The sequence below is a fragment of the Orbaceae bacterium lpD02 genome (genome assembly GCA_036251875.1).
GTDB lineage: Bacteria > Pseudomonadota > Gammaproteobacteria > Enterobacterales > Orbaceae > Orbus > Orbus sturtevantii.
The window spans coordinates 1,630,064-1,647,437 of the sequence record CP133960.1; the positions used below are offsets into that span (position 1 = coordinate 1,630,064).

The following is a 17,374-nucleotide window of genomic DNA, read 5'->3' on the forward strand; positions in this document are numbered from 1 at the left end:
TATTTTATTTTTCAACATATTGCTTTGTATTTATATCAACACACCTTGTTGGTGTTCTACCTAAGTTTATAAAATAATTTATAAACTAAACTTTTAAAACATCATTAATCAATGTCAATTCTAAGCTTAAATCCTTGATCCCCCGCGCACGCATTGGCAGAATTAACGCCACCAAGACTAATACTTGCAACGCTCTTGCCATTGAGGCTCGTGGCGCCACCTGGTAGGCCCGCATAACTAGCAACTGGCAATGTAAGACCTCTCATTTGATAGCTAATACTATTGGATACATTAAATAGATCACTTGCCACCAAAGCGCTATTTGGATCATCTCCTGCTATACTCGTGTCACCTGGTAGGATAGTATTTGCGCCAGCACAAGCCCCTACGTTATCTCCAACTAATGACCATGCAACATTAGACGTCGTTGTAATATCATTATTTGCAGAATCTTCAACTTTTATTGTGTATGTTTCGCCTACCAATAAATTACTAACAATCGTCAAAATATTACTATTGTTAGCAACACCGATCACTGTTCCACCATTCAAGATAGTAATCTTACTAGGTGTGCCGCCTGAAAAAACGATTGTAGTCGGTGCAGCTCCTGTACCATGGTTAGGCGAGGAAGACTCATAAGACGAAAACTTTAAGCTGACATCAACGCTTCCTAATGATGCGCTAGTTGCGACTTCAAGCAAGAAATCATCAGAAATTGTGCTACTTCCAACCACTTTACTAATACTTTTAACTAATAAACAACTGGGTACCGTACTTGGGCATTTATGCACCGGATTATCTGCAATGAAAGTCACTTTATTACCACCACTCGTCGCAGAATAAAGCTGGTTAATCTTTTCTATATCAGCAGCAGTTAATGATGAAGAAGAATATGATTGACCTATCGCTAATGGAGCCGCACTAACATCTAATGGATATTCGGCAAATGTGGCATAGTCAGCAAATCCAGTGACCAAACCGCTTGGAATGGGTGATGTCGCTGCTGAACTAATGTTAACCGGTGCTGAGACTAAGTTAGCCTGTAAAAAAACAGAAGAAATACCATCAGCAGCTACGGGATCCGTTACCGATCCTAATGCACCAGTACCGCCTGCGGGCACCGGCGTTACATTATTGAGCAAAAGCTGACGGCTTGAAGATGGCTTAATTGCAAGCCAAGAGGTATTTGATGTTGCTGTTCTCCCCTTACCATCCGTTAACAAAACATCAATAGTATAGCGCCCAGCAACCGCAACATTGCTACTTACAATCGGATTACGCTCACCCGTTATGCTATTAATATACTTAGGTACTAATATTGACCAGTTGTTAGTATCGGCTGTAGTGATTGAGTTCCACAAATTACTAGATGAACACACAGCCGAGCCAGCCCGGTTATAACAAAGATCACCATCCGCACCAACAGAAGATAAAGCCGCTAGATCAAGCAATCCTGTTACCGTGTTCCATGATGAAGGCGAAATAGTTATACCATTTTTGGCATTATGTGCCACAATTCCGAGTGGAACAACTGTATTTTCTTCAAATACCCCTAATGAAGCTAAATCAACAGTAAATTTTTTCTCTTTATATTCAAGCACGATAAAGTTATTACGATCAACCAAATCATACCTGCTCCCCTTGAGTGAACGGGCAACTTGTACCATATCGGGATCCAATTGATCCTTTAGCGGTACCCCCAGACGGTAATTCATCGTTAGCTCTAGTTTAGCTGCTTTATTTGAATCCTGACCTTGTTTGTGTTCACCTTTTATAGTAAATAATGGTACTGGGGTATAATCGACACCCACCGTTATAGCATAAGGATCCTTTTGTAAATTATCCTTACCAAATAACGCAACTTTCTCGCCAAAATATTGCTCAAACATTAATGAGCCACCTAAATGAGGATAAGAAGGTAGGTAGCCTTGAAAGCGAACATCAAAACCTCTTGCCGCTCTTTCTAGATAATCATCAAAGTCTTTAGAATCTTTCCAATCAGACAATGGAGTATAGTAGTTTGCTGCAAGCTTCATATAATCAGACCAGGCTTCAAGACCCAATCCTAATCTATTATGATTGCGGCTAAAGTCATGATCAAAAAATAGATTGTAACCAAACAACCAGCTCTTATCAGACGCATCCCAACGCTGGCCTATCCCCAAGTTACCAATTCGGCGGTTTTGTTCGTACTCTTGGTAGGTGAATTGTGAAAAAAGCAACATGTTTTCACTGTCATACCAAGGGCTAAAAAGCTTAACATTGACATTATTAAGCCTAGCTTGATCGCTCACATCAAACTGTAATTGAGCAGTACCAAAGTGCCCTAAAAAATCTTGTGCGGCAGATCGAATAGGATCAATGACTTGGCTATTAACTTGATTACGGACATAGTTTTCAGCATAATCTTGAGTTTTTGAATTTAACTCTTCTTTGACTTTCTGGGAAGACATACTGTCCCAATCTTGCTGCCCTAATGTCTGTAGTACTGAAGCAACGTGATGATCCAATCCATCACTATTCGCGCTCAGCTCAACTTTATCTGACGAACCTAAACTAGGCAAGTTACTATATTTATCTTCTACTGGGCTATGTTCTGCTTCTTTAGGCAATAATGGAGAATTAGCCGGTAAGACTATGCTATCCCCTATTTTTACGATATCAGTCTGATCATAATCCCCTTTATTAAGCTCACGTAATTCAGTCACCGAAATACCACTTAATAAGGCAATTTGATATAAACTGCGCTGCTGGTTATTAATGAATATACGCGATTCATTTACGCTTGTAGGATTGATATTTTCATCTATAACTGATGATGGTTGGCTGATCTTAGCTTGAACAATATTGCAACCTAATATGACCATTAAAAACGTAGAAATTATTGATAAATTAAGATTCTTTTTCATCTTAATTATTCCTTATTTATTCATCATTATTATTTATATTTGTTATTTATATTTATTATTAAATTTTCTTTACAAAAAAGCTTAAATTCGTCAATTTATTAAGGGTAAGTATTGTATTTTATTAAAATTTGACGATAAATTTGGCATAATCGCTATTTTTTTAAATAAAATATATAAAATTGTATATCATTAATAAAATCACAAAAATTAACACTTCCTTACAAATAAGGTATGAAATTTACAATTTCATTAACGAGTAATCAATGTTTTTTTTGTTAATTTTTGGTCATTTATTAACCATGAAAGGTTTGTGGCCAACGAATTTTCCTTGCGCCATCTAGTTTATGCGGGAAATTTTGTATACAAAAATAAACTCGTTTAATTTGTAAAGAAATAAAAGAGATTAAAAATAATCTGACTAATTATAGTCATTATATTTTTTATTTTTGCTGCCAAGTGTAATCAAACGTTGTTTTTATGTCGAATTGATCTAAAACCCGAGTTAGCGATTGATTAATCAGCTCATCAATAGTATTAGGCATATGATAAAAGGCGGGTACCAGCGGCATAATAGTTGCTCCGATTTGATTTGCTGCAAGCATTAATTGGATATGCCCTAAATGTAGAGGTGTTTCTCGCACACATAATACTAATCGCCGACGCTCTTTTAGCGTAACATCTGCTGCTCTAATAAGTAAATTGTCGCTATAGCTATTTGCTATCCCAGACAAGGTTTTAATTGAACATGGCACAACAATCATACCGTCAGTCTTAAAAGAACCCGATGAAATATTAGCTGCAATATCTTGAACATTATAAAAATAATCGGCAAGCTCAATTACTTTGTCATAACTATAGTCGGTTTCTAATTTGATAGTTTGTTGCGCTGAGCTTGAGATAACTACATGCGTCTCAATATACTCCTGTTGAGCTAAAAGCTCTAATAGCCGAATACCATACAAAGCACCACTCGCTCCAGAAATACCAACAATAATACGTTTTTTAGCTACACACTGGTTAGTTATTTTCATAGTAAACTATCACTGCCCTACATTATAAATTTCTAAATTTTCCGATTCTTTACTCGTTTGAGCGCTTTTATTTTTATCATTACGACTATTTTGTAAATTAGCCAAATAAATTGTACCAATATCGCCAGTGACATACTTTCCATCAAATACAGAGCATTCAAATTTTTGCAAATCTGTGTTACCCGCCCGAACTGCAGCAATAAGGTCGCCTAGGTCTTGAAAAATTAACTTGTCTGCGCCAATTTTCTTTGCTATTTCATCAACATTACGATTATAAGCAATAAGCTCATTAGCGGCTGGCATATCAATACCGTATACATTAGGGTACCGTATTTCTGGTGCAGCAGACGCTAAATAAATCTTTTTAGCGCCCACTGAACGCACCATTTCTAAAATTTCCTGCGATGTCGTACCACGAACAATCGAGTCGTCAACTAATAAAACATTCTTTCCTTCGAACTCAATTCGATTAGCATTCAATTTTCGCCTAACTGAACGCTGTCGCATTGTCTGTCCTGGCATAATAAAGGTTCGCCCGACGTAACGGTTTTTAACAAAACCTTGTCTATACGGTTTATCTAATATACGAGCAATTTCGAGTGCAGCATCGCAAGACGTTTCAGGGATAGGGATCACCACATCAATATCAAGATCTTGCCATTCCCTCGCTATTTTTTGCCCTAATTTTTGCCCCATCAAAATTCGAGACTGATAGACTGAAATGCCATTCATTAATGAATCTGGGCGAGCAAAATAGACATACTCAAAAATACATGGACAATATTGTGGATTATTAGCACATTGCCTTGCATATAGTTGCCCATCTTGAGAAATATAAATAGCCTCTCCTGGCTCAACGTCTCGTAAAAACTCAAAATCTAAGGTATCAAGTGCAACACTTTCAGATGCGACCATATACTCAGTCTGATGAGCATTAATAGCTCGTTTACCTATTACTAAAGGACGAATACCATTTGGATCACGAAACGCGATAAGACCATGGTTAATAATCATTGCAACACATGCATAAGCACCACGAAGCGTTTTATGTAACTGTTCAATTGCGCTAAAAATATCACCTGGAGTTAATGAGTGCGCGGTAAACTTATCGAGTTCACTTGCTAAAATATTTAATAATACTTCAGAATCAGAACTAGTATTAACATGGCGCCGAGCAGTTTTTAAAATATTGTTTCGCAAGTCATTAGTGTTGGTTAAATTACCGTTATGAGCAAGTGTGATCCCATATGGCGAATTAACATAAAAAGGTTGAGCTTCAGATACATTAGCGCTTCCTGCGGTGGGGTAACGGACATGACCAATGCCGATATTACCGCGTAAACGGTGCATATGCTCAGATTGAAATACATCTTGTACAAGACCGTTAGCTTTACGTAATCGAAAATAATTATTCTCATCAATAGTGACAATACCTGCAGCATCTTGACCTCGATGTTGTAACACCGTCAAAGCATCATAGATGGATTGATTCACGGCGCTAAAACCAACAATTCCTACGACTCCACACATACTATCACTCCTAATAATTAACTAAACTAAATCATTAATTTGCTAAAAACGAAGATGAACTTTGTAATACGCCAAAAAACCAACGAATAATAAAATCAAAATGAGGGATCAAGATTGACTCTTGCCATGCATTACTTTTTGCTAATGGGGTAAAAGTATCAGCAAAAAATAAGATTGCCGCAGTTAATAAAACACCTCTAAGTATACCGAAAAAAATGCCCAATACCCTGTCCGTACCAGATAGGCCGGTTTTTTGTACCAGCTGAGAAATAATATAGTTAATAATGCCACACACAATAAGAGTCGCAATAAATAAGATTGCAACGGCAATCGCATTGCGGACAAATTCATCATGAAAATAAGTAAAATAATCACTAATATAAAAATAGAACTGACTTGCAATAAAAAATGCACAGATCCAACTTAGTAATGATAGAGCTTCTTTAACAAACCCTCTCATCACACTAATAACAGCAGAAAAGACAATAATACCGATAATAGTAAAGTCTACCCAATTCATAACAATTTTATCTCTCTTTTTCCCTGCTATTTATAAAATAGCAAAATTAACAGTATACTTCAGCTAATTTGTTGCAATAAAACCCTTCAATTTAGTCAAATTTTCTAAATCAATAATTACTGTTTCTGCTTGCGCTTTAGTTGGGTAATAACCGACAAATAACCGTGTTAACTGTCCTTCTTGTGCAACTTTAGGTATGGTATAAACATCATAATTATTTAATCTCAACAGAGCAACCAACTCCTCAATTTTTTGCTTATTTTTAAGCGCAGCCAGTTGTATCACATAATCGTTTTCAAAATTATTAATAATGCTAGGGTCAGCAGATTCCTCTATCAATACCGATTGCGGATTAGTTTCGATTTGCTGGCTCGTAATAGGCGAGCTAGCGGTTGGTTCATAAATATCCAGCTCATGAATATTATCACCTAACTCTAGTTCATCGGGTGAAGATAAAATTGGAATTGTTGACTCTATCTCTTTAGATTTATTAGTGAGAACGTAGGGCGCCAACAATAGCGCCAATAGAATTAAAGTAATAAAACCAACTAATTGATAGTACTTTTTATTCATTTTCAACCAAGCTTAGTGCTTCAGATACGGTATGAAACGAACCACAAACAATAATAATATCATTTTTATCAGCGTCATACTGAGCTTGGGCTAGCGCCTCTGAAACTGAAGGGAAAGTGTAGATCGGAGAATGGGTATTTTTCACTATATTAGCAGCAATATATTCAGCACTGGCTCCTCGTTCGCCATAAAGCGAAGCGCAATACCAAGCGTCTGCTTGCAAAATCTGCATTGTTGATGCGATGTCTTTATCTTTTAACATTCCGATAACCATACGTAATTTTTTTGCAGCTGGTTTATTGGCTATAAGTGCCTGTAACTGCTTATGTAGGTAAGCTGCGGCGTGAGGATTATGTGCAACATCAACGATAATGATTGGGTCATGACCAATCGTTTGAAATCGTCCAGTTAATTCCGTTTTCATTAAACCACGCCGAATGCTATCTTCGTTAATCTCTAACGATGAATAACTTAAAGCAGCTAAGGCTGTTGCCGCATTAGCTAAAGGAATTTTCGCTATCGGTAACGCTTCGTAACTTGATTGACTTGACTCAAATTGCCAAAATTGCTGATTTATCTGCTGATATTGCCAATCATAATTATAGTTTGGTTGACAGCAATGCAGCTGAGCGTTTTTTTCGATAGCAAAATTATAAATAGATTGTGGCATATCGGGTTCACCAACAATTGCAATGCAATTCTCTTTAAAAATACCCGCTTTTTCTCGCCCTATACTGTCTCTCGTATTGCCAAGATAATCCATATGATCTAAAGCAATAGACGTGATAACTGCAACATCTGCGTTAACGATATTAGTCGCATCAAGTCGACCACCTAAACCGACCTCCAGAATTACTACATCTAAATCCGCCTGCTTGAATAGTAACAATGCAGATAAAGTAGCATATTCAAAATATGTTAACGAAATATCTTGGCGACAATGTTCAATCTGATCAAATGCTTTTACATGGAAATCATCAGCCACTTCTTGGTTATTAATTCGAACTCGCTCGGTATAACGCAATAAATGAGGTGAGCTATATACACCGACTTTAAAGCCTGCTGTCAGTAAAATCATCTCTAATGCACGGCACGTTGTTCCTTTGCCATTTGTACCCGCAACCGTAAATACGTAAGGAGCTGGCTTGAGTACATTTAAACGAGAGGCTACTTTAGCTACTCGTTCCAAACCCAACTCGATTGTTTTTGGGTGAAGTTGCTCTAGATAAAAAAGCCATGCATCTAGAGTCGACATGGCATTTGGTTTTACTGAAATGTTTGTATTCATAATAGTATTATATAGACGTCATAAATTACTGATTCATCAACGATTCGATAGAATTTTCACTAAATAGATCTGGCATCTTCAGCATTTTAGCAAGAATTCCCGCAATTTTAACTCTCATATCTTTACGATGAATAATCATATCAATAGCGCCTTTTTCTAATAGAAATTCGCTACGCTGGAAGCCTTCAGGTAACTTTTCGCGTACAGTTTGCTCTATTACTCTTGGACCAGCAAAACCAATCAAAGCTTTTGGTTCTGCAATATTGACATCACCAAGCATAGCAAGACTTGCAGATACTCCGCCCATAGTTGGATCGGTCATAACAGAAATATAAGGTAAGCCAGCATCTTGCATTTTAGCGAGTATAGCACTGGTTTTTGCCATCTGCATTAAAGCAAATAGTGCTTCTTGCATTCGGGCACCACCACTAGTTGAAAAACAGACGAGTGGACATTTATTTTCGATCGCTTGCTCCGCTGCACGAACAAACATAGCTCCAACGACAGATGACATTGATCCACCAATAAAACCAAATTCGAACGATGCAGCTACAACTGGAATACCAAATAGCGTTCCTTGCATTGCGATCATTGCATCTTTTTCATTGGTATCTTTCTGCGCGGTAGAGAGACGGTCTTTATATTTTTTTGAATCTTTAAATTTTAAGATATCTTTGGGTTCTAAATCAGTACCAATTTCAACATTAGACCCTTCATCTAAAAAGCGGTTTAATCTAATACGAGCCGAGATTCGCATATGATGATCACATTTAGGGCACACTTCTAAATTACGTTCAAGCTCAGCTTGATAAATAACTTGCTCACAGCTGGTACACTTGGTCCAAACTCCGCCAGGAATATTCGCTTTTTTGTGATCCGATGAGATATTATTCTTATTCAGAATTTTTTCAATCCAACTCATTATTAACCTTCTATTTTTTCTTACCAACAATCAAACTTAAAAACAATCACTATTGTATAGTATTTTATTCGGTTACTTAATAGCTATTTTTAATAAATACAAAATAGTTAACCGTTAAAATGTGACTGTAATATCTAAGTATAGCGAAAAATCGACGTTTTATCACGCTCTAATCATTTATTCAAATTTAGTCATTTTTTGCTCAAACAATAAACAGAGGACCGATAGGTGTGTGAGGTATTTGAAAATCCTCTGGGTAAATCACATCGACTAAATACAATCCTTCTGGTTTAGCCGTTGCTCCTGCACATTTTCTATCTTTTGACTGCAATAATTCATACATCCAATCCTCTGATTGGTTACCGTTGCCAACTTCTAATAAGCTACCAACAATATTGCGTACCATATGATGAACAAAAGCATTAGCTTGAATATCAACAATAATATAGCGCCCTTGGCGGCTGACTATTATATGCTCAATGTTTCTCCAGGGTGATAACGATTGGCATTGTGCCGCTCTAAACGCGCTAAAATCATTTTCGCCCAGTAGATATTGCGCAGCTAAATGCATCTTTTTTTCATTAAGTTCCTGATAGTAATGGCTAATTCCATGATTTAATATGGCGTGGCGATAGGGATGATTGTAAATAATATAACGATACCGCCTAGCTTGAGCACTAAATCTAGCATGAAAAGCATCATCAACAATTTGCCCCCATTTAATTGCAATATTATCAGGTAAGTGAGCATTTACACCCATAGTCCAAGCGCTGGACGGGCGTTCACAGTCAGTTTCAAAATGAATAACCTGCCCTGTTGCATGAACACCAGCATCAGTACGACCTGCGCAAAATATCGTTATCGTTTGGTTTGCTATGCGACTTAACGCCTCCTCAAGTTTTTGTTGAATTGACAGAACATTTTGTTGTTTTTGCCAACCAAAATATTGACTCCCATCATATTCGACACCCAATGCTATTTTCATTAGAATAACTCATCTTAATCTACATAATTTGTTAATAAACTTTCAGCCGTTTCTAATAAAATTTTTCCACCTAAATAGCGAATATTATCACTGACACTCATAAATTGTATTTGCTGTTGGAAGCCATAACTATGGTGTACATTTGCTAACATGATTGGTTGATGGCTACTTTGCTCATTATTAATAACAGTAACAGGCGTAGGGTAGTCTGAAGTTAATAGCTCAATGCCATTTTTTTCAAATAATGATACGTCATATTGCCCAAGGCCATAAGGTTCGGCAGAGGTAAACGAAACAGTTTGAGTTAGCCCATAAAAAACAGGTACTGATATCGAATCAATAGTAATAGATAGTTGATAATTACCCGTAATCCTTCTGATTTGCTCAACAATTAGTTCGTCATCGACGAATCCATCAAGCAAAACATTAAATGCCAGCTGCTTAGTAAAAAAACTATTCTCGGCAGGCAGACCATTTAATAACCTAGCACTTTGTCCTGCCAACTCATTGATACCTTTTTGACCATAGCAAGAAGCTGAGATGAGATTAGTAATATGCAACTGATCGAGTTGCTCAAGATCAGTTAAACTAGTAAGACAACGCAATACTTGGCTAACGATAGGGTTTGCAACCGCAATAATATTTTTATCACGATAATCATTTAATAAAAAATCATTAACTTTAGGTAAAACCAATGGAATAGAGTTATCCAGTGCAAATGCACCTGTCGAGTCAAGTACAATACAACCAGAATCAGCAACTAATTGAGCATATTTATTAGTCACATCCTGATTTGCAACAAAAAAAGCCAAATGGTAGTTAGACCACTCCATATCATCAATATGTTTAATTGTTAAATTTTTACCAGCAAAGCGTATTATTTCACCTTCACTGTTATCACTACCAATTAAATCGAGCTGATCAATCGTAATAGAACTCTTTTCTAACTGTTCAATCAGCGATCTACCAACCTGCCCATTTGCACCAATAACGGCAATATTCCACGATGACATATTTAATAACTCAGTAAAATTAATAGAATTGGGCATGATTATACTGATAATTAGAGTTAAGGTACAACAATAATCAATATGCAATTACTTCGATAATGAAGATTGGAATAGAGTACTGAATGCCTCTATCCCATAATAGTTATTATAAAATCAATTTACCTGCATTATTGTCCAAAATTGATTGACCGATCCCTGACACCTCTTTTAATTGTTCAATCGAAACAAACGGACCAAATTTTTCCCGATATTCAACTATTTTTTTTGCTTTATTTAACCCAATACCATTTAAATTTTTTGCCAAATCCTCTGCTGAGGCTTGGTTAATATTTACTTGATCGATTGTTTTAGATTCAATTATCGAATCTACTTGCTCGCCAAGTGGTTCTGCATAGCTAGAAAAAGCATAAAATAATGAACTTAAAAAAAGTGTACTAATCGCTAAATAGCGTGGTAAGTTTTTCATTGGTAACTCCTCATAGATGATGACAAATTAGTCTTATTACTATGCCATAGTTACTTGTAGTATAAATTTTACGAATATAATTATGCTAAAAGCCACGAAAGTGGCTTTTATATTTGAAGTATTAACCAGAATTATTGATATGTTTATCACAGATTAGCGTTTGGCATAATCTCAATTTTAGCTTTTGAGCGCAGATCTTTCGACAAAGAATCTCGATTCCAAATTACTATTTCTGGCTTTATTTTGTCGGATAAATCATCTGCTTTTTCAGGGAAAGTGACACCGGTTAATACAAAAAACTGGGCGTTACCATCATCAATTAAAGTAACACCATAACTATTCCCTTCTACTGCAGGAACAATGGAGAATACATCTTTAACAGTTTTTTCATTAATTCGGTCATCAACTAAATTTTGCGTTACGGGTATTCGTTGCTTAAACGATAGTCCGTCAGCAGCACCTGTTTCTTTTAGCTGAGCTAATAACGTATCAACCTTTTGTGAGAATACTTGCTTTTTCTTTTCTGCAACCAATTTAGCTTTTATGGTATCTTTTACGTCATCAAAACTAGGAATGCCTGCATCTTGGTAATCGGTGACTTGAATAATATATGAACCATCATATTGTGCAATATTGATAATATCAGATATTTTGCCTGTAGGTTTACCATCTTTGATCATCTCATCACTAAAGGCTACCTCATTAATTTCAGGATAACGACCGACAGAAAAACTCTCTTTTTCATAGGTCCAATCCGAATCATATAACGGTAAGCCTGATTCTTTCGCAATTTTATCCAAAGTAGGTAACTTAGCTGCGCTTTCTAATTTAGCTTGTTGCGCACGGTATTTCTCATCAACTTTTTGCTGATAAAGTAAATCGTGAATCGATTTTTTAACATATTCGAATGGTAATTTTTTGGATTTTTCAATTTTATCTAAGCGAATAATATAATAAGCGCCATCTTGTTCGAGAGGCTTAGATATACTACCTATCGTCTCTAATTTCACCTTAGTCAATAATTCTGGGGATTGGTCATCAAGAACAAACCAACCTAGACTATCCATTTTTGCTGACAACCGCTGCTTACTTTGCATTTTTTCCATCAAATCATATTCTTTCTGTGCAGCATCAAGACCATCAAATGACAGAACACTATAAAGTCGTTTTTCGGGTAACATAGTACCCTCTTTACCATTAGCATAGTATTTTTCAACTTCGGCTGGTAGCACATTAGTATCTTTCTTTATCGCAGGTAGAAAGTTAGTAACAAACTTCATTTTTACGCGCTTATCGTGATAAAACTCTTGTGCATTATTGTCATAATACGCTTTTATTTCATCATCAGAAACAGTTGAAGCATCGTCATTATTCATATTATCAATTGAATAATTAGCTACATAGATCGATCTCGTTTGGTTATTTAGTAAAGAAATATCAGAGTCACTAGGCAGAGTAAAGTCGGATAAAAACAATGCATCCGTTACTTGTTGTTGCTTAATCGCTGAGCGTAAACTATTCGCATAAGTGTCTGGTGTATAACCATTCGCGGCTAATAATTGTAAATATCTCTGGTTATTAAAATTACCATTCACCAAAAAAACAGGTTGCTTGCGAATCTCTATTTTCACTTGCTCATCGCTGATATTAGCATTTAAAGAGTCTGCAAATTGATAAGTTAAATAGTTATCAATTTGATTTGATAATATTGAACCTCTGATCATTCTAACAAATGAATCGTCATCATTATTGCCAATCAGATGACTATTTTGCTGTATTAACTCTTGCGCTTGCTTTTCAAAAGCATTGCGGCTTATTCCCTCACCATCGATCTTAGCAATATATAATTGCTCATCATTGGCATTGGATCCTAACCCAAGAAAGCCCCCAACACCGGTAAAAATAAATGCTAAAATGATTATGCTAAAAATAATTTTCACAATAATACTATTAGCCGCAACCCTAATTTTTTCCATCATATCTTTCGTTCTCCATTGAATAACCTATCTTTATAGCGTCTATTCACTGAAATAAGTAACCATATAGCCCAATATTAATGCCGAAAAGTATACCATATCTGTTGAGATTGGCTATTGTATAAATGTTAATAAAAAGGCTAACATCAGCTAGCCTCTTAGAGTTAGAATAAAATTAATTAATTGTGCCTGAAACTGGGACAATATCTTTATTTTTCTTTACTGGGCGCTTGATAGTGGTTTGCACTGCTTGAATCGGCTCCATCCCAAAAGGGTTATTTGCCAACGCAATGGTAATAACATCATCAATCCATTTAGCGGGATGAATATCTAATTCAGCTTTGACATTGTCAGGAATTTCCTCTAAATCTTTCACATTATCTATAGGAATGACTACCGTTTTTATCCCACCACGATGTGCGGCTAATAGTTTTTCCTTTAATCCTCCGATTGGCAACACTTGCCCCCGTAAAGTGATTTCACCAGTCATTGCCACGTCTGCTTTAACAGGGTTACCTGTTAGTGCTGAAATTAATGATGTACACATTGCAATACCTGCACTCGGTCCATCTTTAGGTGTTGCACCATCAGGCACATGAACGTGGATGTCGCGTTTTTCATAGAAATCATTATTGATACCTAGTTTTTCCGCTCTTGAACGAACAACTGTTAATGCCGTTTGAATTGATTCCTGCATAACATCACCTAAAGAACCGGTATAAGTCAATTTACCTTTTCCTGGCACACTAACGGACTCAATAGTAAGTAAGTCTCCACCAACTTCAGTCCAAGCTAGACCATTGACTTGGCCTATACGATTTTCATCGTCAACTTTCCCATAATCAAAACGTTGCACACCAAGAAAATCTTTAAGGTTATCGCCATTAACTACAATACGCTTAATCTTTTTATCGAGCGCTAATCGCTTAACAACTTTACGACAAATTTTCGCTATTTCTCGTTCTAAGCTACGCACGCCGGCTTCACGAGTATAATAACGAATAATCGCCATAATGGCAGAATCGTCAACGACGATTTCACCTGCTTTAAGACCACTATTATCGATTTGCTTTTGTAATAAATGCTGCTTAGCAATATTTAGTTTTTCATCTTCGGTATAACCTGACAAACGTATTACTTCCATTCTGTCAAGTAATGGCGCAGGAATACTCATTGAATTAGCCGTTGCCACAAACATTACATCAGATAAATCATAGTCAACTTCGAGATAGTGATCATTGAAAGCATTATTTTGCTCAGGATCAAGCACTTCTAATAATGCTGAAGCGGGATCGCCTCTCATATCAGAAGACATCTTATCGATTTCATCAAGCAAGAATAGCGGATTTTTAACGCCAACTTTAGCCATACGTTGAATGAGTTTACCTGGCATAGAACCAATATATGTTCGCCGATGCCCTCTAATCTCAGCTTCATCACGCACGCCACCCAACGCCATTCGAACATACTCGCGCCCTGTTGCTCTAGCAATTGATTGCCCAAGTGATGTTTTACCAACACCTGGCGGCCCGACTAAGCAAAGAATTGGCCCTTTCAGCTTATTCACTCGACCTTGTACTGCTAAGTATTCTAAAATTCGATCTTTAACCCGCTCTAAACCATAATGGTCTCTATCAAGTACTTTTTGTGCTTCTTTAATACTCTTTTTAACTTTGGTTTTCTTTGCCCATGGAACCTGCAACATCCAATCGATATAACCCCGTACAACGGTTGCTTCTGCCGACATGGCTGGCATCATTTTAAGTTTATTAAGCTCGGCTAAAACTTTATCTGTCGCCTCTTTAGGCATTTTCGCTTGTTCAATTTTATTTTTAAGATCTTCATACTCATCTGGTTTATTTTCAATATCACCAAGTTCTTTATGAATGGCTTTTATTTGCTCATTAAGGTAGTACTCTTTTTGAGCTTTCTCCATTTGTTGCTTTACACGCTGACGAATATTTTTTTCGACTTGCAGTAAGTCAATTTCAGATACCATCATTGAGACCAAAAGCTCAAATCGTTTTTCTAAATCTAAACTAGCTAAAATTTCTTGTTTCTGTTCTACCTTAATAAATAAAGTAGCAGCAATAGAATCAGCTAACTGTGCATGATTTTTAATAAGCCTAATTGAATCAGTAACTTCTTGTGTTATTTTCTTATTTAATTTCGAATATTCTTCAAAATTAGATAATACAACGCGGACTAATGCTTCATTGACTAAATCAGTACTCGGTTCTTTTGCTTGCAAAACATTACCAATGAAAAATTCATCAGCGTCTTGCTCTATAATATTAACTAATTTGGCTCGTTCAATACCTTCGACTAATACTTTTATCGTACCATCAGGTAATTTTAGTAACTGTAAAATATTGGCAATTGTGCCAACAGAAAATAGGTCTTTTTCTTGTGGGTCATCTTGAGATGCGTCTTTTTGGGTAACCAAAAAAACTTGTTTATCCATTTCCATTGCTCTTTCTAAACAACGAATAGATTTATCTCGACCGACAAACAACGGAATAACCATGTGAGGAAACACCACAACATCCCGTAGTGGTAGAACGGGCATTACCTTCTTGGTTTGTTTTGTTCTCATATCACGCTCTCTAGCAGTATCAATTTCTTATTCAATCTATATAGGGTCTAATTATTAATATTCAACCCTAGTTATATTTATACTATTTTTGCAGTAAATATCGCTGCAAAAATAGCGAAAAGTAAATTTCATAGTCATACTTACTTTTTATGATAACGATCAACACTCAAAGCCAATAACTTACTATTAAAGTTAATCGCTTTATTTGCAATTTAGTCATATAGTTATGCTGTGATAAATCGTGTTAAGATTGAGAATCTACATTCTTCTTATGATATAAGAAGAATGTAGAGTAGATTATTTTTTATAAAAAATTTCAGGAGGCATTTGTTTTTCAATTGTATCTTGAGTTACGACAACTTTATCGACATCATTTAATGATGGCAAATCATACATAATGTCTAACAAGATATTTTCTACAATAGAACGCAGTCCCCTAGCACCTGTTTTTCGTTTCATTGCTTTATCTGCAATGGCATTTAACCCGTCATTAGTAAACTCTAATGTGGCATTTTCTAGCTCAAACAATGCCTTGTATTGTTTCGTTAATGCATTTTTAGGCTCTGTTAAGATCTGAATTAAAGCCGCTTTGTCTAGTTCCGCAAGGGAAGCAACAACAGGAAGCCGACCTATAAACTCAGGAATTAAACCAAATTTAATTAAATCTGTTGGTTCTATTTGAGTTAGTAGCTCTGATTCAGTTGCTTTTTGCTTTTCAGCTTTAACTTCCGCCCCAAAACCAATGCCAGAATTAATCGAAACTCGATTAGCGATTACTTTATCAAGCCCAGCAAACGCGCCTCCACAAATAAATAATATTTTCGAAGTATCAACTTGTAAAAACTCTTGCTGCGGGTGTTTTCTTCCACCTTTTGGTGGAACAGACGCAACCGTCCCTTCAATAATTTTCAATAATGCTTGTTGGACTCCTTCACCAGAGACATCACGAGTAATTGATGGGTTATCTGATTTACGAGATATTTTATCAATCTCATCAACATAGATAATGCCCCGTTGGGCTTTCTCAACATCATAATCACAATTTTGTAGAAGTTTTTGGATAATGTTTTCTACATCTTCCCCAACATAACCGGCTTCGGTTAATGTTGTAGCATCCGCCATCGCAAAAGGGACATCAAGAAAACGAGCCAGTGTTTCGGCCAATAATGTTTTTCCACTACCCGTTGGGCCAATAAGGAGTATATTGCTTTTCCCTAGCTCAACGCCATCTTGAGATTTAGTCGCACGTAAACGTTTATAATGATTATACACGGCAACAGAAAGAACTTTTTTTGCTCTCTCTTGTCCGATCACATATTCATCTAAGTGTGCTCTAATTTCATGAGGGGTTGGCAGCGGCTTAGCGGGAATCTGTTCTTGATGAGTAAATTCAACCTCATCACTTTTTAGCATCTCATTTAAAGAGCTGATGCACTCATCACAAATGTAAATTGATGAAGAGCATTCAATTAGCCTCTTTGCTTCATGCTGGCTTCTGCCACAAAAAGTACAGTAAAGTAATTTACTTGAGTTCTTTTTATTCATGTTACTCACCTGTCATTAGAATA

The 17,374-nt window shown here is 36.3% G+C and carries 13 protein-coding genes; all 13 read right to left on the reverse strand.

What is annotated here, in order from left to right:
* Window positions 1-104: 104 nt before the first annotated feature.
* Window positions 105-2,909: an inverse autotransporter beta domain-containing protein gene (locus RHO12_07125; protein ID WVD65161.1), complete on the reverse strand. Its 2,805-nt coding sequence runs from the start codon at window positions 2,907-2,909 to the stop codon at window positions 105-107.
* A gap of 440 nt (window positions 2,910-3,349) precedes the next feature.
* Window positions 3,350-3,940 carry a UbiX family flavin prenyltransferase gene (locus RHO12_07130; GenBank protein WVD65162.1) on the reverse strand — a complete coding sequence of 197 codons (591 nt, stop codon included), beginning with the start codon at window positions 3,938-3,940 and terminating at the stop codon, window positions 3,350-3,352.
* Window positions 3,941-3,949: 9 nt separating this feature from the next.
* On the reverse strand, window positions 3,950-5,470 hold the full coding sequence (gene purF / locus RHO12_07135) for an amidophosphoribosyltransferase (protein ID WVD65163.1): 1,521 nt from the start codon (window positions 5,468-5,470) through the stop codon (window positions 3,950-3,952).
* Between the two features lie 34 nt (window positions 5,471-5,504).
* On the reverse strand, window positions 5,505-5,990 hold the full coding sequence (locus RHO12_07140; GenBank protein ID WVD65164.1) for a CvpA family protein: 486 nt from the start codon (window positions 5,988-5,990) through the stop codon (window positions 5,505-5,507).
* A gap of 63 nt (window positions 5,991-6,053) precedes the next feature.
* The gene (locus tag RHO12_07145; protein ID WVD65165.1) at window positions 6,054-6,563 is read right to left on the reverse strand and encodes an SPOR domain-containing protein; all 510 of its coding nucleotides are present in this window, start codon (window positions 6,561-6,563) and stop codon (window positions 6,054-6,056) included.
* Complete coding sequence (gene folC / locus RHO12_07150) at window positions 6,556-7,851, reverse strand: bifunctional tetrahydrofolate synthase/dihydrofolate synthase (protein WVD65166.1); 1,296 nt, start codon at window positions 7,849-7,851, stop codon at window positions 6,556-6,558. Before folC ends, RHO12_07145 begins: the two co-directional genes overlap by 8 nt.
* A 25-nt stretch (window positions 7,852-7,876) precedes the next feature.
* Entirely contained in the window at window positions 7,877-8,773 is an 897-nt protein-coding gene (gene accD / locus RHO12_07155) for an acetyl-CoA carboxylase, carboxyltransferase subunit beta (protein WVD65167.1), read from the reverse strand.
* Between the two features lie 202 nt (window positions 8,774-8,975).
* The gene (gene truA, locus RHO12_07160; protein ID WVD65168.1) at window positions 8,976-9,758 is read right to left on the reverse strand and encodes a tRNA pseudouridine(38-40) synthase TruA; all 783 of its coding nucleotides are present in this window, start codon (window positions 9,756-9,758) and stop codon (window positions 8,976-8,978) included.
* Between the two features lie 14 nt (window positions 9,759-9,772).
* Window positions 9,773-10,771, reverse strand: coding sequence for an aspartate-semialdehyde dehydrogenase (locus tag RHO12_07165; GenBank protein WVD65169.1), 999 nt, complete (start codon window positions 10,769-10,771; stop codon window positions 9,773-9,775).
* Window positions 10,772-10,913: 142 nt separating this feature from the next.
* A complete protein-coding gene (locus tag RHO12_07170) occupies window positions 10,914-11,234 on the reverse strand; it encodes a helix-hairpin-helix domain-containing protein (protein ID WVD65170.1) in 321 nt (106 codons plus the stop codon).
* A gap of 146 nt (window positions 11,235-11,380) precedes the next feature.
* Entirely contained in the window at window positions 11,381-13,213 is a 1,833-nt protein-coding gene (locus RHO12_07175) for a SurA N-terminal domain-containing protein (protein ID WVD65171.1), read from the reverse strand.
* A 172-nt stretch (window positions 13,214-13,385) separates the two neighbouring features.
* The gene (gene lon / locus RHO12_07180) at window positions 13,386-15,779 is read right to left on the reverse strand and encodes an endopeptidase La (protein WVD67385.1); all 2,394 of its coding nucleotides are present in this window, start codon (window positions 15,777-15,779) and stop codon (window positions 13,386-13,388) included.
* Between the two features lie 324 nt (window positions 15,780-16,103).
* Window positions 16,104-17,351: an ATP-dependent protease ATP-binding subunit ClpX gene (gene clpX / locus RHO12_07185; GenBank protein WVD65172.1), complete on the reverse strand. Its 1,248-nt coding sequence runs from the start codon at window positions 17,349-17,351 to the stop codon at window positions 16,104-16,106.
* Between the last annotated feature and the right edge of the window lie 23 nt (window positions 17,352-17,374).